Source organism: Posidoniimonas corsicana (genome assembly GCF_007859765.1).
Lineage (GTDB): Bacteria > Planctomycetota > Planctomycetia > Pirellulales > Lacipirellulaceae > Posidoniimonas > Posidoniimonas corsicana.
In genome coordinates this window covers 3768961-3791524 of record NZ_SIHJ01000001.1, presented here as the reverse complement: position 1 = coordinate 3791524, position 22564 = coordinate 3768961, and the positions used below count along the sequence as shown (strand labels likewise).

General features: G+C 67.2%; 23 protein-coding genes. 14 read left to right on the top strand and 9 right to left on the bottom strand.

The window, feature by feature from the left end:
• The first annotated feature begins 1 nt into the window (after position 1).
• On the top strand, positions 2-997 hold the full coding sequence (locus KOR34_RS14565; RefSeq protein ID WP_146565285.1) for an isoaspartyl peptidase/L-asparaginase family protein: 996 nt from the start codon (positions 2-4) through the stop codon (positions 995-997).
• A gap of 6 nt (positions 998-1003) precedes the next feature.
• Complete coding sequence (locus KOR34_RS14560; RefSeq protein WP_146565284.1) at positions 1004-1795, top strand: sulfite exporter TauE/SafE family protein; 792 nt, start codon at positions 1004-1006, stop codon at positions 1793-1795.
• A 19-nt stretch (positions 1796-1814) separates the two neighbouring features.
• Here the strand turns inward: KOR34_RS14560 and KOR34_RS14555 are convergent, their stop codons facing one another.
• Positions 1815-2342, bottom strand: a complete 528-nt coding sequence (locus KOR34_RS14555) for a YfiT family bacillithiol transferase (protein ID WP_146565283.1) — start codon at positions 2340-2342, stop codon at positions 1815-1817.
• Between the two features lie 235 nt (positions 2343-2577).
• Here KOR34_RS14555 and KOR34_RS14550 point away from each other — a divergent pair, with 235 nt between their 5' ends.
• From KOR34_RS14550 to KOR34_RS14510, 9 genes are all read left to right on the top strand, one after another.
• On the top strand, positions 2578-3282 hold the full coding sequence (locus tag KOR34_RS14550) for a flagellin (RefSeq protein ID WP_197531421.1): 705 nt from the start codon (positions 2578-2580) through the stop codon (positions 3280-3282).
• 601 nt (positions 3283-3883) lie between these two features.
• Entirely contained in the window at positions 3884-4627 is a 744-nt protein-coding gene (locus tag KOR34_RS14545) for a hypothetical protein (protein WP_146565281.1), read from the top strand.
• 10 nt (positions 4628-4637) lie between these two features.
• The gene (locus tag KOR34_RS14540; protein ID WP_146565280.1) at positions 4638-5099 is read left to right on the top strand and encodes a hypothetical protein; all 462 of its coding nucleotides are present in this window, start codon (positions 4638-4640) and stop codon (positions 5097-5099) included.
• Positions 5100-5102: 3 nt separating this feature from the next.
• The gene (locus tag KOR34_RS14535) at positions 5103-5669 is read left to right on the top strand and encodes a hypothetical protein (RefSeq protein ID WP_146565279.1); all 567 of its coding nucleotides are present in this window, start codon (positions 5103-5105) and stop codon (positions 5667-5669) included.
• A 6-nt stretch (positions 5670-5675) separates the two neighbouring features.
• Complete coding sequence (gene pnuC / locus KOR34_RS14530) at positions 5676-6281, top strand: nicotinamide riboside transporter PnuC (protein ID WP_146565278.1); 606 nt, start codon at positions 5676-5678, stop codon at positions 6279-6281.
• A complete protein-coding gene (locus KOR34_RS14525) occupies positions 6238-7263 on the top strand; it encodes an AAA family ATPase (RefSeq protein WP_146565277.1) in 1026 nt (341 codons plus the stop codon). Before pnuC ends, KOR34_RS14525 begins: the two co-directional genes overlap by 44 nt.
• Positions 7264-7310: 47 nt before the next feature.
• Complete coding sequence (locus KOR34_RS14520; protein ID WP_197531420.1) at positions 7311-7679, top strand: VOC family protein; 369 nt, start codon at positions 7311-7313, stop codon at positions 7677-7679.
• A gap of 113 nt (positions 7680-7792) precedes the next feature.
• Positions 7793-8443 carry an ECF-type sigma factor gene (locus KOR34_RS14515; protein WP_228714613.1) on the top strand — a complete coding sequence of 217 codons (651 nt, stop codon included), beginning with the start codon at positions 7793-7795 and terminating at the stop codon, positions 8441-8443.
• Positions 8391-10151: a serine/threonine-protein kinase gene (locus KOR34_RS14510; protein WP_228714612.1), complete on the top strand. Its 1761-nt coding sequence runs from the start codon at positions 8391-8393 to the stop codon at positions 10149-10151. The genes KOR34_RS14515 and KOR34_RS14510 overlap by 53 nt, the downstream gene beginning before the upstream one ends.
• A 92-nt stretch (positions 10152-10243) precedes the next feature.
• Here the strand turns inward: KOR34_RS14510 and KOR34_RS26735 are convergent, their stop codons facing one another.
• From KOR34_RS26735 to KOR34_RS14485, 5 genes are all read right to left on the bottom strand, one after another.
• Positions 10244-11368 (bottom strand): hypothetical protein, encoded by a 1125-nt coding sequence (locus tag KOR34_RS26735; protein WP_197531419.1) that lies wholly within the window; start codon positions 11366-11368, stop codon positions 10244-10246.
• A 342-nt stretch (positions 11369-11710) separates the two neighbouring features.
• Entirely contained in the window at positions 11711-13657 is a 1947-nt protein-coding gene (locus KOR34_RS14500; RefSeq protein ID WP_146565274.1) for an acyl-CoA dehydrogenase family protein, read from the bottom strand.
• A 258-nt stretch (positions 13658-13915) separates the two neighbouring features.
• Positions 13916-14707, bottom strand: coding sequence for a spondin domain-containing protein (locus KOR34_RS14495; RefSeq protein WP_146565273.1), 792 nt, complete (start codon positions 14705-14707; stop codon positions 13916-13918).
• A gap of 250 nt (positions 14708-14957) precedes the next feature.
• On the bottom strand, positions 14958-15239 hold the full coding sequence (locus tag KOR34_RS14490; RefSeq protein WP_146565272.1) for a hypothetical protein: 282 nt from the start codon (positions 15237-15239) through the stop codon (positions 14958-14960).
• Between the two features lie 5 nt (positions 15240-15244).
• A complete protein-coding gene (locus KOR34_RS14485) occupies positions 15245-15799 on the bottom strand; it encodes a sigma-70 family RNA polymerase sigma factor (protein ID WP_146565271.1) in 555 nt (184 codons plus the stop codon).
• Between the two features lie 137 nt (positions 15800-15936).
• On the opposite strand from KOR34_RS14485, the gene KOR34_RS14480 reads away from it, so the two are divergent.
• The 3 genes from KOR34_RS14480 (at position 15937) to KOR34_RS14470 (ending at position 19091) form a co-directional block, all read left to right on the top strand.
• Positions 15937-17046, top strand: coding sequence for an aminopeptidase (locus KOR34_RS14480; protein WP_146565270.1), 1110 nt, complete (start codon positions 15937-15939; stop codon positions 17044-17046).
• Positions 17047-17132: 86 nt separating this feature from the next.
• Positions 17133-18479 (top strand): YeiH family protein, encoded by a 1347-nt coding sequence (locus tag KOR34_RS14475; protein WP_228714611.1) that lies wholly within the window; start codon positions 17133-17135, stop codon positions 18477-18479.
• A gap of 39 nt (positions 18480-18518) precedes the next feature.
• Positions 18519-19091: a DUF5698 domain-containing protein gene (locus KOR34_RS14470; protein ID WP_146565268.1), complete on the top strand. Its 573-nt coding sequence runs from the start codon at positions 18519-18521 to the stop codon at positions 19089-19091.
• 28 nt (positions 19092-19119) lie between these two features.
• Here the strand turns inward: KOR34_RS14470 and KOR34_RS14465 are convergent, their stop codons facing one another.
• The 3 genes from KOR34_RS14465 to KOR34_RS14455 all read right to left on the bottom strand — a co-directional run bounded on the left by KOR34_RS14465 (position 19120) and on the right by KOR34_RS14455 (position 22545).
• Positions 19120-19854 carry a carbonic anhydrase gene (locus tag KOR34_RS14465; protein WP_146565267.1) on the bottom strand — a complete coding sequence of 245 codons (735 nt, stop codon included), beginning with the start codon at positions 19852-19854 and terminating at the stop codon, positions 19120-19122.
• 188 nt (positions 19855-20042) lie between these two features.
• Positions 20043-21401 carry an alpha-L-fucosidase gene (locus KOR34_RS14460; protein ID WP_146565266.1) on the bottom strand — a complete coding sequence of 453 codons (1359 nt, stop codon included), beginning with the start codon at positions 21399-21401 and terminating at the stop codon, positions 20043-20045.
• A gap of 70 nt (positions 21402-21471) precedes the next feature.
• Entirely contained in the window at positions 21472-22545 is a 1074-nt protein-coding gene (locus KOR34_RS14455) for a hypothetical protein (RefSeq protein WP_146565265.1), read from the bottom strand.
• Positions 22546-22564: the final 19 nt, after the last annotated feature.

Below are 22564 nucleotides of genomic sequence, written 5' to 3'. Positions count from 1 at the left end.
GATGCGAAACTTGCTCCTGATAGTTCTCTGCCTGAATGTGGCGGCAGTGATCGCCCCGACGCCACTGCAGGCAGAGAAGCCGACCTACGTGATCGCGCTGCACGGCGGCGCCGGCGGCTGGCGGAGCCTGACCGACGAGTCCCGCGCCGAGGTCGAAGCCGGCGTCCACCGCGCTCTGCAGGCGGGGAAAGACATCCTGGCGGGAGGAGGCACGAGCCTCGACGCAGTGGAGGCGACCATCCGCGTGCTGGAGGACGCCCCCTGCTTCAACTCCGGCCGCGGCGCCATCTGCAACATCGACGGCGAGCACTGGCTCGACGCCAGCATCATGGACGGCCGCGACCGCTCCGCCGGCGGCGTGACCAACGTCACGAACGTCAAGAACCCGATTTCCCTTGCCCGGCTGGTGATGCAGCGCTCGCCCCATGTGCTGCTCGGCGGCAAGGGCGCCGAGCGGTTCGCCGAGGTGATGGGCGTCGAGATCGTGCCGCAGAGCTACTTCCACACCGCCGGCAGCGAGGAGGACCTCGCGAGTTGGAAGCGTGACAACCCGTCGCCCGAGGCAAAGGCGCCGGCTGCGCCCAAGGCCCTCGTCGAGACCGTGGGCTGCGTCGCGCTCGACCAGCACGGCAACCTGGCGGCCGGCACCAGCACCGGCGGCCGCACCGGCAAGCTGCAGGGCCGCATCGGCGATTCGCCGATTGTGGGCGCCGGCACCTACGCCGACAACGACACCTGCGCCATCAGCGGCACCGGCGTCGGCGAGCTGTACATCCGCCACGCGATCGCCTACGACGTCTCGGCCCGCATGGCCTACAAAGGCGAGAGACTGGAGCAGGCGATGCGGCACAACCTCTTCGACCGGCTCGACGAGGGGACCGGCGGGCTCATCGGCGTTGACCACAATGGCGCCGCCGTGCTCGAATTCAACACCCGGGCGATGCCGCGTGGCGTGGCGGACTCGAGCGGCCGGTTCGAAGTCAAGATCGAGCGGTAGGCCGACTTGCCGGAATACCTCGCACAGCTGGTCGCGCACTACAGCCCCTTCCAGTGGGCGCTGATCGTGGTGGTGCTGTCGCTCGGCAGCGTTATCCAGGGCGCTGTTGGGTTCGCCTCGGGGTTGTTCTCCATCCCGCTCTTGGTGGTGTTCAACATCCCGCTCGAGCAGGCTGCGGCGATCAACTTCCTGCTGACCGCCATGCAAAACTTCTTCGGCGCCTGGAAGCTGCGTGCCGAGCTGCGCCGCGACGAGGTCATACTTCCGATGGTGCTCCGCTGGGTTGGCATCCCGCTGGGAGTCTTTGCGATGCACCGCACCTCTAGCCTGCCGCCGACGGTGGTCAAGCAGGTGATCGGGCTGCTGCTGTTGGTGACCGTCATTTTCATGTGGCTCTGGCGGGTGAAGCACCGCGAGCGGATCCCGCTGCCCGCCACGGTGGTGACCTTCTTGACCTCTGGATTCCTGCTCGGCTTCGCGGCGATCGGCGGCGCGCCGATGGTGCTGTACGTGAACACGCTGACCTGGTCGGCCGCCAAGTGCCGCGCGTTCCTGTTCCTGCTGTCGGCCACCGGCGTGCCGCCAATGGCCGTGCTGCTCGCCTGGACCTTCGGTGCGCAGCTGCTGCCCGCCGTGGCCGCAGCTGCGGTTGCGATGCCGTTCTGCTGGATGGGGGTGCTCCTGGGCATGAGGCTCGGCCGCCTGCTCGACAAGCGGCTGTTCCGCACGCTCACCTACGGCCTGCTGACGGTGATCGCCGTGAGCTCGGTGCTGTCGCCATGGCTGTCGGGCAGGTAGCCCACGATGCTGCGTTGCACTACAGCCCCAGACGCTCCTTCTTAACCCACGCGATCTGCCCGGTGTGGTGCCGGCCGTGCCATTCGTAGTAGGCCAGCGCCGAAGCAAGGCAGACGTCCTCGCCCGATTCTGGGTGGTGGAACCCACGCGAAAAGTCTCCGCGTGGCATTGATCGCAGCAGCTTCCCCCACCTTGCGTGGAGCCCGCCAAGCAGCATCAGCGATGGCTGGATGGTCCCCTCACGCGACTCGGCGAGATCGGACCAGAGCGTCTCGTCGTACGCCTTGATCGTGGGGTGATCCTCGGTCAGCGCCCACTTGAAACGCACGTACGAGTGCACATGACTGTCCGCCAGGTGGTGCACGATTTGGCGGATCGTCCAGTTGCGGTACTTGGTGTCGAGCTGGTCATCCAACAGCCCGTCAACCGTTGCGGCGAGCTGGGACGGCTGGGTCTCGATACCCGCGATGCAAGCCGAAAGGTCGACCTGGTTCTCGGCGGGCGGCGTGAAGGCGCCCACAGGGTTCTGCGGCGGGTCGGGGGGCATGCGTACGTCCTTTGTTCTTGGGCTTCGGCCTGAGGGGGCAGCGGCGACAGCGCACGCCAGACGCGTGGCGCCTAGCCGTGTAGCAATGAGTACTTCCCACAATCCTCGGACCCAAGCCGCACAGTGGCGGTTCATGGCCTATGGTTGTAGTTGGAGTCTCTTCTCTTGCCAAACCTGTCTCTTCGCGTGAGGGCTTATGCTGTCGGTCCGGCCTAGCGGAGTTGGCTACACGGCGTTGAACAACCTCTCCCGGGCAAACGACCGCCTTGGAGACACCACGCTGAAGCTGGCGACGGGCCTGAGGATCAACACGGCGGCCGACGACCCCGCCGGCCTGATCGCTGCCGAGCAACTCCGCGGCGACCTGGTCGACCTCGCCGCCCACCAGCGGTCGATCGGCGCCGAGCGTTCGCAGCTCGCCGTCCAGCAAAGCGGCCGGCAGCTTGCCGCCGGCATCCTGCACGACCTCCGCGGCCTCGTGGTCGAGGCGACCGGTGACACCGTCTCTGCAGAGCAGAAGGCGGCCATCCAGACCGAGATCGATTCTGCGCTCGACGGTCTAGATCGTGTGGCCGACACGACCGGGATCGGTGTGCATGCCGCGCTCCAGGCCCTCCGCACGGGCGGAGAAGGCAACGTGGTGGATGGCGACCCGGCGGTCGCCACCGAGACGATCGACGCCGAGCTGTCCCGCGTCACCCAGGCGGCCGCGGCCGCCGGCGCGTACGAGAAGTACACGCTGGACGTCGACCAGCGCCTGGCCGAAGATCAGGCGGCGATCACGGCCCGCTCGCTGAGCGAGATCGCCGACGCCGACTATGCCGAGGAGGCGTCCAACCTGACCCGCGACCAGATCACGCTGGGCGCCTCGCTCCGCACGGTCGGGCTGCTCAACCAGATCCGCGGCGAGGGCATCCTGACGCTGCTGGGCGTGAAGTAGCCGGGGGCAAGTTGACCGTCAACTAAATACCTACCCGTTCCAGTGCCCCGCTGTTGGTCTGCGCGCTTACGGCCGTTTCTGCGACACTCTGTCGACTTGGTAGGATCGGCGCATCGCAGCACGTAGTCAGTCTTGCGCCGCGCGGTAGTTGATGGCGTCGCCGCCCCGGTGGGATCGGAATAGACGTGGCTCGAACTGCGATTAGTAGGTCGTAGGGGCTCTTGCATGCGTCTCGACGGCGTGGCGAATCTATATTCCTGGCTTGCCAGTGAAGGACCCGCGACACTAACAGTCAGGATGGGCGGTGGCATACCGGATCGAGAACTGCGATTGGGCGTTCGAGTTCCAGTGTCCGTTAGGCTGGGAGCGACTAGTCAAGACAGACAAAAACGGCGTCCGAGTATGCGATGTTTGCTTGAAGGAGGTAATACGCTGCTCCAATGACGCTGAGATTGGGGAACACGCAGCAATGGGCCATTGCGTGGCCATCTCTGTCGGAGAGTCCGACGACGAAGAAACAGGCGAGTACTTTCTCGGTTTGATTCTGCCTGTCGACGATTAGGCTAGCCTCCGCGAACCAACCTGGTCAAGAACTGTCTGCTTGTGTGGATTCTGTCGTTCCGACTCATTAACCACCTGGAGAGTCCCCGCCTTCTTCGATTACGAAAAACTTGCCCACGCGATCGCGACCCGTGAATGGAGCTACCGCCTGCTGCTCTGGATCAGCCGATCGCTCGAGAGCGGCCTCCTCCAGCCGTCGCGGGCGGGGCGGCACTACAGCGGCGCTGAGGCCGCCGCGTTGTGGATCGAGTCAAACCTTCGGTTCATCCCTGCCGAGCTGCGCCCGCCCCCCGACGAACTCGAGGAATTCACAGCCTTCTTCAGCACTTACCTGACATCATCTTTCGATGTGGTGGTGGAGCAGCCCGATCCCTGCGGCGGAATCCGAGTCATCGGCTACTGCGACTGCCAGGTCTGCCGCCGCATCCAGAACGCCTCGCACTTGCGGGCGAAGAGGGTGTACGCCCGGGATAAACGCCGCGCTGCACTGTTGATGGCAGAGTGCCTGACGCTGATGGCCATGGCCCACAAGATCGAGACAACCGATGAGCGGATCGAGAACTTGCTCTCCCATCCGTCAACCCGACAGCAGGCCGCGTTTCTTGCGTTCGGGCACTGGCTAGTCAGGCGCCTGTCTGGCGATTCCGACGGTCCGGCTGTGCTCGCGCTGTGGCGGATGATCGCGTGGGACCCGCGCGGGGGAATGCGACGTGGATTTGTGCTCGGACTTGGACATTTCCGGTCCGCGGAGAGGGCATTGTTGGCGAGCCTACGGAAGGAGTAGGCTTCCAGGAATGACCAACACCGAGAACCCTTACGAATCTCCGGCCGGCGGCGGCACGCTATCGCCTGACGGCGGTCCTCGCAGGACGCTTTCGCTGTCAGGCTGGCATCTGACGTTATGGGTGGCGGTTGCGGCGCTGGCCGCCGCCGTCGCGGTTAGCGCTTGCCTGAGCTACAACCAGGTTGCGGGGACGGACAAGACGCCGCTGCACATCGCGACGGTCGCGATTGCGATGTCGCTGGGGCCAATGGTCGGTCCCGTAGCGAACGGCGGTCTCTCGGGCGGTTGGTTGGGAATGGTCCCGTGGACCGCCGCGTTGTTCGTTGGGGTGGCGGCGTCGCTCGCGCCGTTCGCCTTCGCAAGGCGTCCGGTTCGGCCCACGGCCTACTGGCTCGCGTGGGCCGGGTACCTGATGATGACGCTCTTATGGTTCGCCTCGGCTGTGCTCGCGCTCGCTTTTGCGCTAAGCTAGCCGGTGACTGATTTCGACCTCCTCGTGCGCTCTCAATCGCTCATGGCCAACGACATCAACCCGTTCGAGTCGCCGGGCGTTGTGGATGAACCTCTCGTCGAGGCGGGGCCGCGAAACGTTCGGGATCGGTTCTCGCTAGTTGGGTGGCCGGTGGTTTATATTCTGAATGTGATCCTGCCGCTGATGCTCGCATGGGGCCTGACGGAACAGCACGGACGCTACGGGATGTTCCTCGCGATGCTGCTGGTGCTGTCTGGCGGCTGGTACGTGGCCGTACGCTGGACGCCGCTCGCCCGCCGGGTCATCGTCGGCGCACTGCCGGTGGCGTTGTCCCAGTTCTTTCCCATCCTTCACATCTACCTGGGCATGGCGTCGATCATGCTGGTTGGGATGGCGACCGGCAACAACGTCTACTCCGGCTCCGGCGGACCGCCGATTGCCAGCGAGCCCGCCGGATTTGCCGTAACGATGCTGGTCGGCGGCGGGCTGCTGCTCTGCTCCGCCGTGATCGGTGGCCTACTGAGCGTGGTTGTGGCGCGGCGGTGGTTCTCGGCGACCGGAGGGCAGTAGACAGCGATGACACCCCTGGAGGCGATCGCTGTCGTCTGCGGCCTGGCGTGCGTGTGGTTGACGGTGCGGCAGAACATCTGGTGCTGGCCGCTTGGCCTGGCGCAGGTGTCGATCTACATCGTGATTTTCTACCAGGCGAAGCTCTACTCGGACACGCTGCTGCACATCGTGTACGTGGGCCTGCAGGTTTACGGCTGGCGCCACTGGCTGAAGGGCGGGCTTGGGGGCGGGCCGCTACGCGTTTCCAGTCTATCGGGGGCGGCGGTGTGTGGTTGGGCCGGCGCAACGCTGCTGGTCACGGCCGGTTGGGGCTGGGCAATGGCCACGTGGACCGACGCATCGCTCCCCTACTGGGACGCCTACACCACCGTAGCAAGTCTGGCTGCGCAGTGGCTGATGATCCGCAAACGCGTCGAGTCGTGGTGGTTCTGGATCTCCGTGGACGTCGTGGCCATCGGCGTCTACGCTTACAAGGCGTTGTACCTGACCTCGGGGCTGTACGCGGTGTTCCTGGTGATGGCGACCCTCGGTTTGCTCGCCTGGGGGGCTTCCGCCAGGCAGCAAGACAATGAAGACCGGACTGACACTCGGCAAGTTTGCCCCGCTCCATAAGGGGCACCAGCTGCTGATTGAGCGGGCGCTCGACGAGACCGACCGCGTAGTGGTCGTTGTGTACGACGCGCCCGGCCTCGCGACGCCGCCGCTGCCGGTCCGCGCCAACTGGGTCCGCACGCTCTACCCGTCGGTTGAAGTGCTGGAGGCCTGGGGGGGACCCGCGGAGGTAGGAGACACCCCAAAGATCCGCCGTGTCCAGGAGGAGTTCCTGCTGGGCATACTGGCGGGCCGTGAGATCACCCACTTCTACTCGAGCGAGTTCTATGGCGCGCACATCAGTCGCGCCCTCGGCGCCGTGGACCGACGCGTCGACGAGCCGCGGGCGATGCTCCCCATCTCGGGGACTTCCGCCAGGGCCGATCCGTATGCGAGCCGCAAGTTCATCGCTCCGCAGGTCTACCGCGACCTGATCACTAAGGTGGTGCTGCTTGGCGCACCGTCCACCGGCAAGACGACGCTCGCCGCCAGGCTTGCCGACGATCTACAGACCGTGTGGATGCCCGAGTACGGCCGCGAGTACTGGGAGCGTCATCAGGTCAACCGACGGCTTACCTCTGATCAGCTGCTGGAGATCGCCGAGGGGCACCTGGAACGGGAGGAGACGCTCGTTCAGCAGGCGAACCGCGTGCTCTTTGTCGACACCGACGCCACCACCACCCGTCGGTTCTCCCACTACTACCTGGGCGCCAGTGAACCGCGGCTCGACCGGTTGGCCGCCGCCGCCCGATCACGATACGACCTGTTCTTCCTGTGCGGCGACGACATCCCGTACGACGACACCTGGGACCGCTCCGGACTCGCCAACCGGTCGACCCTGCAGCGGCAGACCCGCGCCGACCTGATCGCCAGCCGAATCCCCTTCATCGACCTCACCGGCAGCCTCGGTGAGCGGGCGTCGAAGGTGCGAGCGATCCTGTCGGGTTACGACAAGTTTGACTCGTTAGCCAATCAGTTGTGGGCGGCGAAGCCCGAACTATGAGTTTGCCACTGGGGTTGCGTGCGATACCCACCCAGCCGGAGTTGAGCGTGATCGGTCCTCTCAGCGAAGTCATTGTGTATGTCGAGCAGATGGACGCCCAGGTGCGGTTCTACCGCGATATGCTCGGGCTGACGGTTACCCACCCGGACAACGCGACCGACTACTCATCCGAGGCCTGGGTCACCTTCGAGACCGGCGCCTGCACCCTTGCGCTGCACGCCGGCGGCCGGCGGCGATTGGGAGCCGACGCCCCCAAGTTTGTGTTCCGGGTTGCCGACGCCGAACGCACGGGCGTCGCGCTGGCGGCCCGCGGCGTCCAGGTGAGTGACACCCGGTCCCCGGCCCCCGGCGTGGTGGTCGTCGATTGCCGCGATCCAGAAGGCAACGCGTTCTCGATCGAGAGCTCCGGTCGCTGAGCGGGCTCCGCCGGCCCCTACGGGCGGGGTTGGCGACCGGGGCCCACGGGGATGTGGTACCATTATGCCCTCCACTTGTCTTACCGTCCGTTTGCTTGGTTCGTCTCCACCGTATGTCGGATCACTCGAACGTCAGCCACTGGATCCGCCTGGTCAAGGACGGTGATTCGGTTGCAGCGAACCGCATCTGGCAGCACTACTTTGACCGGCTCGTGCGGGCCGTGCGGGCCCGGCTGCACGGGCAGAACCGTGCGGTTTCAGACGAGGAGGACATCGTGCTCAGCGTGTTCGACAGCTTCTACGGGGCGGCTGAGGGGGGCCGTTTTCCCGACCTGGCCGATCGGGACGACCTCTGGCGGCTCCTCCTGCGGATGGCGGCCAGGAAGGTGGTCGACAAGCGGAGGCACGACCAGCGGCAGCGGCGCGGCGGCGACGTCCAGCTCCACTCCTTGGACAACGGCGGCGAGGACGAGGCGGTCATCCAGGCTATCGGCAGCGAGCCCTCGCCAGAGATGGTGCTAATGGTTCAGGAATCGATGGAGCAACTTTTTTCTCATTTGGGTGTCGGGCGGCTTGGCGATTTGGCGGTTGCCAAGTTAGAGGGGTACACCAACGCGGAAATCGCCCTGCGTTTGGGCTGCTCCGAACGGACGATCGAGCGACGTCTGCACCTAATTCGCGAGAAATGCCAGCAGGAATTGGTTGATTTTGATGAGCATCCGTCAGGAAAAACTGCCGATCGCGGCCCTGGAACGAATCGATGACCTCTGTGCCGAGTTCGAGCAGAGGTGGCAGAACGACGACCCGCCCGCCATCGAGTCGGTCCTGCCGGGTGACGTCCCGCCGATGGAACGCGACGTGCTGCTGGCGGAACTGATCGCCCTCGACGTGGACTACCGCCGCCGCCGCGGCGAGAGGCCGTCCATACAGGACTACCTCGGGCGGTTTCCGGAGAGCGCAGGCGTCATCAGCGACGCCCTCGACGACGCGCCCCAACGGTCCGGCGCGTTCGAGCCGCCGGCCGTCGACCGGCTGGCCGAGTTGTTCCCCTCGCTGGAGGTCATCGAGTTGATCGGCGCCGGCGGAATGGGCGCCGTGTACAAGGCCCGTCAGCCGGGGCTCGACCGCCTGGTCGCGCTGAAGGTCTTGCCCGGAGAGTTCGACCACGACGTCAAATTCGCCCTGCGGTTTACGCGGGAAGCGCGGACGCTGGCGAAACTGAGCCACGCCAACATTGTGTCCGTGTTCGAGTTCGGCAAGGCCGAGGACACCTACTACTTCCTCATGGAGTATGTCGACGGATCTACGCTCCGCGATGTGGTGCGGGCGGGGCAGCTGTCTCCCGAGCACGCGTTGACCATCGTGCCGCACCTGTGCGATGCGCTGCAGTACGCCCACGACAAGGGCGTCATCCACCGTGACATCAAGCCGGAAAACATCCTCATCTCGGCCGACGGGGTGGTAAAGATCGCCGACTTTGGCTTGTCGCGGATCCTGGGCGCCGAGAGCCACGTCGAGTCGCTCACCGGCACGCACCAGGTGATGGGCACGCCGCGGTACATGGCGCCCGAGCAGTTTGAGGGCTCGCGGGGAGTTGACCACCGTGCGGACATCTACTCGCTGGGCGTGGTCTTCTACGAGATGCTGACCGGGGAGCTGCCGATGGGCCGTTTTTCGGCCCCGTCTACAAAGGTGCAGATCGACGCGCGGCTCGACGAGGTGGTGCTGCGGACGCTCGAGAAGGAGCCGCAACGCCGCTACCAGCACGCCAGCGAGGTGAAGTCCGACGTGCAGACCATCACGTCGTCCACCGCTCCGTCGCCGGAGCGCACCGTCGCCTACCACGCCCCGTCTGCGGACTCCCCGCCGCCGTCCACCCTGGCGGAGCAGGAACTGGCGGGCCGGATGCTGCTGACGCGGCGCCAGCTGCTGGCGCGGGTGGAGAACTCGCTGCGGCCGCTCTTCCGCGGACAAGTGCTGCAGGTGCTGGTCGGCGTCGCGCTGATCGTGCTGGGGGCCCAGTGCTGGGCCCGCAATACGCAGACGCCGCACCGCCTAGCCAGTGGGTTAATGCTGCACGTGTATGGGGTAGTCGTCATCGCCCAGTCGATGCTGGTGTGCACTCGAATCCGACGGATCGATTACTCCAAGCCGGTCGCCGACATCCGCGGCAGGCTCGACAGCCTGCGGTCCGGCTACCTGCGTGCCGCCGTGATCATTGGGTTCGTGTGGTGGTTGATGTGGATCCCGGTGGCGGTCGCCCTGGGCTTCGACGTGGTGCTCCACCCGAACTCGCTCTACCCCTCGTTGGCCATCGGCGTGGTGGGGTTGGGCGCCTCAGTCTGGTTGTTTAGGCGGGCCCTGAAGCCTGGCGGAGAGACTGGGGAAGCCTCCAGGCGGCAGCTCGCGGGCAAGAGCATCGCCAACGCCTACTTGGCGCTCGACGAGATCGAAAGCGCCCAGATCAGCTGACGGGGGCGTCTCAATACGTCGCAGCCCGTGCCTGCGCTCCTGTAACTCGTTGGACATGAGCGGACGCTGGCGTCCGTACGCCTTGCCGGTTGCTAGAGCGTAGCGACCGCATGAACCCGCCTCGGGCCTCGGCGAGACGCCGCTATGCTGGCGAGGGCGAGCAGGGGCAGCCCTGCGGGTTCGGGAACGGCGACCTCGGTCACCACGGGCTCGCCGTCGGTGCAGTCGCCGCCAAATGCTCCGGCGTTGGCTTCGATCGTGGCCAGGTTGCTGAAGCCGCCCCCTTGCTGGTAGACGATCTCAACGCGGCCACCGCCGCCGCAACCGCCAAGGTTGACGCCGCCGCCGCCATCGCCGCCGTTGGCTTGGATCAGCGTACTGGCGTCGAAGTGGATGTCCCGAGCATGCAGCAGGATCCCACCGCCGCTTCCGGCGCCGCCGTCGGCAAACCCCTCGGCGCCATCGCCGCCGTTCGCCAGGATCGAGGCGCCCGCAAACGTGAGCGACATTGTGGCGCCGATCTCCAACGCCCCGCCGCCGGCGCCTCCCCCGCCGCCTAGCCGCGAAACCCCTTGCCCGCCGCCGCCCCCGCCACCGCTGCCCGCGTGCAGCAGGTCGCGGAGGGGCTCTCCGTAGGCCGGGCCCCCCGGTCGAAACGTCACGGCGACGCCGCCCCGCCCGCCCATCGTGCCAAACCCGCCGCCCGATCCGGAGCCCACGCCACTAACTGACGCGCTGTTCGAACCGACCACACCGTGGCCCGGTCCCACCCCGTCCTGGTTGGCGCTGAATGGGCCGCCGTTGCCGCCGCGTCCGCCCCCCGCCACGCCGGCGCCGCCGATACCGGTCACGACGTTCTGCACCGCGTCGACGCCATCGGCGCCGCTGACGTCGATTGTCCCCGCCAGCGTGGCCGATCCGCGGAACAGCAACGCCAACGCGTTCCCGCCGGTGACCGTGACGGCCTCACCGGACGCGAGCGAGCCGCCGCCGTCGAACACGAACACCGCCACGTCCGGCGCGCCGCCGCCTTGGGCGTGGAGCACCCCGCCGGGCGAGCCGGCGAATGTCAATGCGTCTGTGTCGATAACAAACCCGCCCGAAGGCATCCCGCCCAGTGACACGAAGTCGTTGGGGTTCAGCGGCGCCGACCGCACCTTTTCGATCGTGAGGCAGACTCCCAGCAGCATGGTGGCCGTGGCGGCAATGCGTGTCATGGTCCGAGTCTCCGTGATAGGGGGCTGGCGTCGAGGAGAAGGCAACTCCGGGTGGAAGTTGAGGCAGATCCGGAGGCGCGCAACCGGATGCGGGAACGGAGTGTGTCCCGGAAGGCTAGGCGGCGCGACACGAGGGTAGAAGCGATTGAAGAGCAACCGCGTTGTATCGCCTGACGCGTCTCGCGTCGAGTAGTTGCGGCGGCTTGCGCCGGAATATCGTCGCGGGCCGCACCAATCGGAATAGACGCAACCACCTGTAGCTAGGGTGGTTACGGGACGCAGCATTAGGGTGCGTCGGAGAGGCCAGGGGCCCGATGTGGGGTCCCCGACCAAGCAGCGGGGCTATTCCGCCTCACGCTCGTACGGCTGCTGGATCTCTCCGGCGGGGATCTCGTCGAGCCCGGGGAAGGCGCCGTCCGCGATCTGGGCGCCGAGCGTGGTGATCTGCTTGAAGTACTTGTTGCTCGGCCGGGCGCCGGTCAGCTTCTGACGCAGCTTCTGGCACAAGAGGTCGGCCGAGGCCCGTACGACTTCGTCCTCCTGCCGCGCCGCATACATGCTGGCGCAGAGGATGGTGATCAGGTCCTGGCAGCGGCCGCTCAGCTCGGCCATGCGGCACTGGCGGTCGGCCAGCTTGAGCTGGAACTTCTGCATGGCGCCGTCGATCTCCAGCGCCGTGGCCGTTAGCTTCCGCGACGCGTACTCGGCGTGCTCGCGGAGGTTGGTCGGCATCGCCGGCAGACGGGGCGCGGCGCCCCACATCAGCTTCCGACCGATCAACCACTTCAGGTACGGCATCGCGACCGGCGCCAGCTTCATGGCGTGCATGGGGTTCAGCGGATTAGGCCGCTGGATGCCGGCCGCGGCCAGCGCCTTGCCGACCGGCTCGAAGTAGGTCTTGCCGTGGTGCTTCACCAGCGACTTGAAGAACGCCATGCCGAGCATCTCGCCCTCGCCCTCGTAGATGCAGGGCGCGAGGAAGTCGTGCACGTTGTCGCCGAAGGCGTGGCCGTGCAGGAACGAGCGGCCGCCGTGGGTCTTCATGTACAGCTCGACGGCGGCGTGCTTGAGCGCCTCGCTGCCGAAGATCTTGGCGATGATGCACTCCATCTCGCCGCGGTAGCCACGGTCCAGCAGGTCGCTGCACCAGGCCACCAGCGCATCGCAGCCGACGATCAGGCCCGCCATCTCGCCCAGGCGGCGCTGCACCAGCTCGCGCTGAGCGATCGGCTCGCTGTAGGTGACGCGGAAGTGGGCCCAGGGGATCATGTCGGCCATCATCTGCCGCATCGTGCCCGCCGCGTTGGCGCACAGCGCCACCCGGCCCAGGTTCAGCCCGTGGTACGCGATGGTGAGGCCATCGCCCCTGGTGGGGGTCAGCAGGTTCCGCGCGGGCACGCGGAAGCTGTTGAAGATGATGCCGCGGTTGTACAGCCGCGACAGCGCGTGGATGCCGTACTTCTTGAGCTGGAAATTCTCGTTCTCCTCGGTCGGGAGCTCCACCACCAGCACCGCCGGCTTGCCGTCGATCAGGCAAACCAGCCCGATGGTCCGGCCCGGCACCACGTTCGAGATGAACAGCTTTTCGCCGTTAACGACATAGTCGTCGCCGTCGAGCACGGCCGTGGTGCGGAGCGCGGTGAGGTCGCTGCCGGCGCAGGGCTCGGTAAGCGCGAACGCGCTCAGGCGGGATCCGTCGGCCAGGCCGGGCAGGAATTCCTGCTTCTGGGCCGCGTTGCCGAAGGTCTTAACCGGGTCGACCGCGCCGATGCAGCCGTGGATCGAGGCCAGCCCAGCGATGGTGCCGTCGAGGGTCGCCATGCGGGCGAGGAACGCGGCGAAGCTGCTGAATGAGCAGTCGCTGCCGCCGTACTCCTCGCCGACCAGCAGTCCCCAGTAGCCGACCGCGGCCAGTTCTTGCAGCACCTCCTCGCGGGTCTTGCCCTCTTCGTTGTGCAGCGTGCCGGCCTGTTTGTGGCGGCGGACCACGGCGATGGAGTCGTCCATCACCTTCTGCACCTCGGGTGAGGTCTTCGGCGGGGTGCTGAGGAACTCGTCGGTCGGCACGCCCCGGTCCCACACGGCCCGGTGGGCCGGGCTGTTGATGGTCTGGTACTGGGCCGCGAAGAGCTGCTCGACCTGGTCGTCGGCCATGTCGATGGCGCCGGTGCGGCGGGCCTCGTCCTCGGACTTGCCGCCCAGCTTCAGCGCGGTCTCGGCGAAAGACTCGACGCGCTCCGCCGCGTTTGCGTTGTGGTCCGTGCCGTGGTCTTTGAGGTCCGTTGCCATGCCTGTTCCTTCCTAATTCCCCGTGGGACGCGTCTCCCGTTGGGCGCCCACCTCAGCGAACTGCCGTCTGTTAACTATACGCGTCTGCAGCCCTGCGGGGCACGGCAATCGCTGCAAGTCGTTGTGTCGTCACGGAATCGGACAACGGGCGCAGCCCGCACGACGCTCCCAATCCGACGCGGCACGGCGCACCAGCGCACGAAAAAGGGCCCACGCCGCAGCGTGGACCCAGGGGGAGAAAGCTTGTAAGTCGCGCCGCTACCGACGCCGACGCCCGGCCAGCACCGCGACGCCGAGCACGCCGAGGGCCAGCGTGGCCGGTTCGGGAACCACCGAGAACGACACCCTCAGCACCGGCGTGTCGGAGCTCAGCAGGTCGTGGTCGAAGTTGTAGCCGGCGGCGGTTTCCAGCCCGTCGAAGGCGGACAGGCCCGCGAAGTCGAAGCGGACGACGTCGTTCTCGTCGACCCTGTTGGCGTTGGTCCCAACCGCCAGGAAGGCCGCGTTCGCCGGGTCCTGGGTCTCCGAGCCGGCGTCCCAGATGGCGCTGGCGTTCTGGGTGATCTGGTCGAGGATCAGGTTGCCGTTCGTGTCGAACACCTCGTAGGCCATCGGATTGTCATTGCCCAGGAAATGGTCGTTGCTTGGCACCACCATGGTAGCGAACGTGAAGTAGCGGTTCGTCGGATCGATGTCGATTACGGTCGAAGACGACTGGCCGGGCAGGAACGGGTTGATCGCCGGGCCGAGCACGCTGCCGAGGTCGGCGTCGGGTTCGGCGGCCTCAAAGGCGGGGAACCAATTCGACCCCGAACCGCCTTCGGCGATGGTCACGATCGGCGCGTCGGCGATGTCCGACTGGCCGAGGAGGGGCGCGGTTTCCTGGTTGTTGAACGAGTCGAACAGGCCCTGTCCGAAACCGAACCGGAAGGGCGCGAGCGTGACGCTGTTTTCCGGCGAGAGGTTCTCGACCGTGACACGGACGTTCACCGCGGCGGCGTTGGACGCCGCTGCGGCGAGGGCGAGGGCGGCGAGGGTGGTGCGTAGCATGTCGTAAGCTCCTGGGGTTGAGGGCCGCGCGCACCGGCGGCGCGGCCGACATCGGGTGGGGCGGACGCCCAGCGGGACGCGCCCGGCGCGTCTTGGCGTCCGTTGATCAGGCCCGCCGCGGCCGAGTGCCGTCGGCGGATTCGACCGGTTAGTCGCCGGGCGTGCGCGGCTACTACACGAAGATCGGAGAAAAAGTTGGCGGCGGGCCCGAGTGTGGGCTGGCTCACACTATGGCGCACAGCGAAGACGCTCAGGCGTCGTCTGCAGCACCCGGTTTGGCGACCGCGGCCGCGATCCGCCGCCGCATCTCCTCGGGCATCTGCTGCGACTGGGCGACGCGCGTGCGGGCCGCCTGGTCGATCTGCTTGAGCTGGTCCGCCAGCTTGCGGCACGGGCCGCAGCCCACCTGGTGCAGGCGGACCGACCACCGCTCGACCGCGCTCAGCTCGCGGTAGCTAGCGTCCGACAGCAGCCGCGCCGACTCCTGGCAGCGGAGCGTCAGCAGCATCTTGATGGCGCGCAGGTAGCTCACGGCGGTTACTCGTCGAACCAGCGGGAATTCAGCTCGCGGCGCAGCTCCAGCCGAGCGCGGCAGAGCCGTACCGAAAGGTTAGTCGGCGTGATCTCCAGAACACTACACGCTTCTTCGGTAGTCAGGCCGTCCATGACCACCAGGATAAACGTCTGGGCCAGCGCCGGGTTGATGTTTTCCAGGCATTTGGCCAATACCTCGGCGAATTCCTGCGATTCCACCCCGCCTGCGGACGCCCGACGCCAGTCGTGCCGGCCGCCCTCGGCGAGCAGATCCTCGAGGGCGTCGTTGTCGGACCAGCCGGAAGTCATCTCGGGCCGCCGGCCCGCCCGGCGGTAGTGGTCGATGATCTTGTGCCGCAGGATGCCGACCAGCCAGGTGCCACGGGAGGACTCGCCCTTGAATGATTGGTCGGCCTTGAGGGCCGCCAGGAGGGTTTCCTGCACCAGGTCCTCGGCCGTGGCGGCGTCGCCCCCGACGCGTGGCAGCGCGTAGGAATAGAGCAGGTCGCCGTGGTCGCTGAGCCACTGGAGGGCGGCTTGTTCGGGCGGCGGGTCCATGGGGCGGGGCTGGGGCGGACAACCGGGGGCGTGATCGGTGCGGCGCCCCCTTGTCACTGCCGGCGGGCTCCTTGGATGATAACAGCTCCGCCCGGCCGGGCTCTATCCCACTACCGCACACGGAAGCGCCGCAAGTCATGCACGACCCACGAATCACCAAGCTGGCCGACCTGCTCCTGGACCACAGCTGCGAGCTGCAGAGCGGCGAGACCATCCTTATCGAGGCGATCGACCTGCCGGAGCAGAACCTCACCTGCGCCCTGATCGAGGGCGCCGCGGCGCGGGGCGCTACGCCGCTGGTCACCACCAAGGACCTCCACGTGCTCCGCTCGCTGTACCGCACCGCCACGCCCGAGAGCATGAAGCTGGCCGGCGAGCTGGAACGCACGCGGATGGAGAAGGTGCAGGCGTACATCGGCGTGCGCGGGTCGGGCAACAGCAGCCAGCACGCCGATGTGCCTTCGGAGAAGATGGACCTGTACCAGGAGCACTGGCTGCGGCGGGTGAACGACTACCGCGTGCCCAAGACCAAGTGGGTGGTGCTGCGGTACCCGACCGACTCGTTCGCGCAGGCGGCCGGGATGAGCACCGAGGCCTTCACCGACTTCTACTTCGACGTCTGCACGGCCGACTACGCCCAGATGGCCGAGAACCAGAAGCCGCTGATCAAGCGGATGGAGGACGCGGACAAGGTTCGGATCGTCGGGCCGGGGACCGACCTGGAGTTCTCCATCAAGGGCATCCCGGTGCGGCCGTGCGCCGGCCAGCGGAACATCCCGGACGGCGAGGTCTTCACCGCCCCGGTCCGCGACAGCTTGAACGGCGTGATCCAGTACAACACCCAGAGCCGCTACCAGGGCACGGTGTTCAGTGACATCCGCTTCGAGTTCAAGGACGGCAAGATCGTCGACGCCACGGCCAACAACACCGAGCGCATCAACACGCTGCTCGACTCGGACGACGGCGCCCGCTACGTCGGCGAGTTCGCCATCGGCTGCAACAACTACGTCCGCCACCCGATGCTCGACACGCTGTTCGACGAGAAGATCGGCGGCAGCCTGCACCTCACGCCTGGCCAGGCGTACGAGGACGCCGACAACGGCAACCGCAGCCGCATCCACTGGGACCTGGTGCTGATCCAGCGCGAGGACTACTGCGGCGGCGAGATCTACTTCGACGGCGAGCTGATCCGCAAGGACGGCTTCTTCGTCGTCGACGACCTCAAGGGTCTCAACGAGGGGCTGTAGCCCAGTCGAGCGGGGTCGCCGGTCGTGGTGGATCTCGCTCGTTGACACAAGTTCTATGACACGGGGAGAGTCGGTTGGTGGGAACGGTGCGCGCAGCGCTGGCGAGTGACGACTGGGCGGCTGTGGTGATCGGCGGGGGGCTGCTGGCGGCGTCGCTGACGCTGGTCGCGGTGACGCTGCCCACGGGGTTTGCCGCTGCGCACGCTGACGGGGTAGCCGACGCACCGGCCGCCTCAAACCCACTCGACGGCTGGTTCGGCAAGCCGGGCAAGTGGGATAGCAACCCGCTCCACTCGGTCTGGCGATCGGCAACGGAGAACCAGGCCGTCGGCGTGCTGGGCACGCTGACGGCGGGGCTGGTATTGTTTGGAGCGGTTGTGGCCGCCCGGGGAGAATCGGTCGCCGCGTTCGCCAAGGCCTTCGTCGGGTTGTTCGCCCTCGCGCTGTTGGCGTTGGTAGTTACGGCCCAGTCGACCATCAAGGCGTACAACCTGGAGTACGCGCTGTGGGCGCTGGTGATCGGCCTTGCCATCAGCAACACCGTGGGCCTGCCGGGGTGGCTCAAGCCGGCGACCCGCACCGAGCTGTACATCAAGACCGGCCTGGTGCTGTACGGCGCGAAGGTGCTGATCGGCACGCTCTACCAGCTCGGCGGCCCCGGCTTGGCGGTGGCGTGGGTCGTGACACCGGTCGTGCTGGTCTCGACCTACTGGTTTGGGCAGAAGGTGCTGGGCATCGAGTCGCGGACGCTCAACATGGTGATCTCGGCCGACATGTCGGTGTGCGGCGTGTCGGCGGCGATCGCCACCGCCAGCGCGTGCCGCGCCAAGCAGCGCGAGCTGACGCTGGCGATCAGCATCTCGCTGATGTTCACCGTGGTCATGATGATCCTGCTGCCGATGGCCGCCGTGGCGCTCGGCCTCAGCGAGGAGGTCGGCGGCGCCTGGATCGGCGGCACCATCGACTCGACCGGCGCGGTGGTCGCGTCTGGGCAGGCATTGGGCGAGCGGGCCGCGACGGTCGCGATCACGATCAAGCTGATCCAGAATCTGCTGATCGGGGTCACCGCGTTCGGGGTGGCGCTGTACTGGGTTCGGTACGTCGACCGCGACTCCGGCGCGAAGCCCAGCCTGTGGGAGGTCTGGACCCGGTTCCCGAAGTTCGTCATTGGGTTCTTAGGCGCGTCGGTCGTGTTCTCGGCGGTCCAGGCCTGGGCGCCCGGCGGCGAGTTGATGGTCGACGCGGCGCTGAAGCAAGGGACCGAGCCGCTCCGGTCGTGGTTCTTCTGCCTGGCGTTTGTCAGCATCGGGCTGGAGAGCAACTTCCGCGAGCTGGCCGGCGCAATCGAGGGCGGCAAACCCCTGCTGCTGTACGTGTGCGGGCAGTCGCTCAATCTGGCCCTCACGCTAGCGATGGCGAGTCTGGTTTTTTGACGCACGCCGCCCCGCGGGCGGAGGACGAGGAGGCTGTTAGTGGAGGTGCTTGATTCGCTGCCGGTGTGGGCGCTCGCGCTGGTGATCTTCCTGCTGAGGATCTTCGACGTGTCGCTCGGCACGGTGAGGACGATCGCGGTGGTGCAGGGCAGGACCGGCGTGTCGGTCGCGCTGGGGTTTATTGAGGTGCTGGTGTGGGTCACCACGGTGACGCACGTCGTGCAGAAGGCGACCGGCAATCCGCTGCTGCTGCTGGCGTACGCGGGCGGCTTCGCGGCGGGCAATGCGGCAGGCATCCTGGTGGAAAAACGCCTGGCGTTGGGCGCGGTGATCCTGCGGCTGGTGTCGCAGTCGGCGGGCCGCCGGGTGGCCGACGCGCTGAAGGCCCGCTCGCCGAAGGTGTTTCAATTCGAGGGGCGCGAGCACGACTCGCCCGTGACGCTGATCTACGTGCCGGCCCGGCGCCGCGACGCCCGCCGCCTGATCCGGCAGGCGCAGGAGGTCGACCCCGACCTGTACTACGCCGTCGACTCGGTACGCGAGTCCAACTGGGACGTCAACGGGGCGCCGCCGCTGCCGACCGGCTGGCGGAGCGTGGCGAAGAAGAAGTAGCCCGATCGACTCGGTGAGCGTTAGCCGGCTACTCGCCGGCTATCGCACCCGCTCTTTGGGCTGGCTCCATGGCGCCGCTCGGCTCGGTTGGCAGGAAGCCGACCTTGCCGGTGTGCATGTCGTACACGGCGCCGACAATCCGTACGTTCTCAGACCGGACACACCGGTGCAGTGACGGGATCCGCGTCAGCCGGCGGACGGCCAGCTCAATGTTCCTGCGGACCGCGTGCTCGATCCGCTGTTCGTTGGACAGGCCGGCGGGCAGGCCCATGGTGGCGGGCTCGATCTGGAACAGCAGCGACACTACCTCCGCCGGCTCGCCCTCGGCGTCGGTCAGGTGGTCGAGCGTCGCGGTGACGGCGCCGCAGTGGGTGTGGCCAACCACGACAACCAGCTTGGTCTTGAGGTGCGCGACCGCGTACTCAACGCTGGCCGCGACGTCGGTGTCGACCACGTTGCCGGCGACGCGGACCACGAACAGGTCGCCCAGTCCCTGGTCGAAGATCAACTCGGGCGGCACGCGGGAGTCGCTGCAGCCAATCACCACCGCGAACGGGTGCTGGCCCGCTTCGAGCGCCAGGCGGTGGTCCGCCTTCTCGTGCGGGTGCTGCGACTTGCCGGCGACAAACCGGGCGTTGCCCTGCTGGAGCAGCCGGATGGCGTCGTCCGCCGAGGGGGGAGGGTCGGCCGCGCAGGCGGGCGGCAGCAGGCAGGCCGACGCAAACAGCAGCGCGGCCGCGGCGGGGGAGGGGAGGCGGGGCATGGCTCGGGCGGGGGAGGGGAGGCGGGGCAGGACTCTCCTGCAATGTAGCTGATCGGGCGCGCGACGCGAGTGCCCCGCGTAGACGAAACCGTGCAGCGGCCCGGCTGGCCGTCGTGCGGGGCCGATCGAGACATTCGGCTCCGCAACTCCAGAATCCAGCGCCCTGGCCAGCTCCTCCCGCGGTACTGCTAGGGCAGCGTCACCTTGATGACCGAATCCACCTTGTCGGGCGCCTTGGCGGGCAAACGGAGCAGCAAGCCCTCGTCGGACGCCTGCACCTGCACGGGGTCGCCGGTGGCGAGCAGACTCGCAGTGACGGGTCCCTTCCCGAGTGCGACCACGGGCGAGGTTAACTGGCCATCCGCGGGCCAGTCGAACACGTGCAGGTACAGCACGGTCTTCCCGTCTTCCTGTCGCTGGGTGCAGCGTCCCCACTCGACGGGGAATGGGCTGGAGGTCGTCCCGTAGATCGACTCGCCGTTCTTCGCCATCCAGTGGCCGATCTCCTGGAGCCGCTCGAGGCTTGCCTTGGGGATCTCGCCGTCGGCGGTCGGCCCAACGTTCAGCAGGTAGTTGCCGCCCTTGGACGCGATGTCGACGAGGTTCCGGATCAGGGTCTCGGTCGGCTTCCAGTTGTCGTCGTCGCGGCGGAAGCCCCAGCTGTCGTTCATCGTCATGCAGGACTCCCAGTCGACGCCGGGCAGGCCGGTCGCGGGGATCTGCTGCTCGGGGGTGCCGAAGTCGCCGACGTACTCCTGATCGCCCTTGTTGAGCCCCTCCATTCCTTTGCGGCCTTTGCCGACCCGGTTGTTGATGATCAGCGTCGGCTTCAGTTCGCGGAGGTACGCGTACAGGCGGCGGCCGTCGGGCTCGGTCCACCAGTCGGGCCACTCTCCATCAAACCACAAGACCTCCGGGTCGCATGAGTCGAGCAGCTCCGCGAGTTGCTGCTCCATGTACTTGATGTACTCCTGCTTCCGGTCGGGCTTGATGGTTGACGGGTTGTAGCGGCCGCCGTCGCTCTTGCCCTGCGCGGGGTGATGCCAGTCCATGATGGAGTAGTACGTGCAGAACTTCAGCCCCTCGGCGCGGCACGCCGCCGCCAGCGGTTTCAGCAGGTCCCTGCCGTAGGGCGTGGCGTCGACCACGTCCCACTCGGTGGTCTCCGTGTCGAACAGGCAGAAGCCGTCGTGGTGCTTAGAGGTGATCACCACGTACTTCATGCCCGCCTGCTTGGCGGCCTTCGCCCAGGCGGCCGGGGCGTACTTGGCGGGGTTGAAGCGCGACGCCAGCCGCTCGTAGTCGTCCACCGGGATGTCGGCGGAGTTCATGATCCACTCGGCGATGCCGCCGTACTGCTTCCCCTCCCACTCGCCGCCGGGGATCGCGTACACTCCCCAGTGGATGAACATCCCGAACCGGGCGTCACGCCACCACTCCATGCGCGCATCGCGTTGGGCGGGCGTCTCGGGCGGGATCGGCTGCGCGCACAGCGGGGCGCAGGCGGTCAGCAGCAACAGGCAGCAGAGCGCGGCGGGGCGTTTCATGAAGAGGCTCACGGCGGGGAGGAGGGTAGGTGATCCGAACCCCACCGCGGCGCCCTGTGGGGCGGGCTGGCTAGTCGCCCGCCACGTGCTCCAGCACCGCGTAGCAGCCGGGGTTCCAGCCGTAGCATAGCACGTACAGCTTGCCGTCGACCACCACGCCGGCGGCGTTGTGGATGTGGTCGAACTCGGCGATCCCCAGGTCCTGCTTCGGACGCAGTGTCGCGACAACCTCGCCCTCCTTGACGATCTTCACCACGCCCGGCTGCTTGCCGGCGCTCCGCAGGCAGCCCACCACCATCAGCTGCTCGCCCTTCCACTCGACAAAGTCGACGTCGCACGGGTCCGCGTCGCCGACGTCGACCGAGTCGATGAACTTACCCGCGAGGTCGAACCGCTGCGTCCACTGCCGCTCGCGGTCGGCGATCACCAGGGTCCCGTCCTGCGGGTCGAGCGTGACGCCGTGGTTGGTGGAAAACTTGCCGGGCGTGCGACCCTTGCCGGGGACCGGGCCGCCGAACCAGAACGAGCCGTACGACGGCCCCTCCAGCGAAGCGGTCAGCACGTACTTGCCGGGCGAGTACCCGTCGCAGACGTACAGCGTGCCGTTGCCGGCCACCTCAACGTCGGTCGGGCGGTAGGGGTGGGACTCGTCCTCGTAGTACTCGTTGACGTCCGGGCGGCCGAGCCGGCCGGCCTCCTCGCCCTTGACGGTAAGGATGTGGATCTCGGCGTGCTCGTTGTCCGGCAGGACCAGCAGGCCGCCGTCACGGTCGACGTAGGTGGTGTTGTGCAGGCCGCCCGTCCGCACCCCTTCGGACGACGGGATGACGGTCTTGGTCCGCAGGTCGGGCGAGATCCGCACCGGCCCGACGTTCTTGAGACCAAAGTAGACCTCGCCGGCGGGGCCCTTGGCGAATCCGCCGTGCGCCTTCTCGATGTGCTCGGTGATCTCCTTCGGCAGCTTGCTCAGCTCGGCGTTGTAACGGAACCGGAAGGCGCCCGACCCGGTGATCGCGTCGGCCGGCGGCGCGGCTCCGGCCGGCGCCTTGGCGTCGGTCGAGTGTTCGGCGTGGTCGTGCCCTTCGTGGGCGGCGAGCGGTGCGCAAAAGACGAGCAGGAACAGAGCGGCGGCGCGGAACGGCATCGGCAGGACTCTCGAAGCG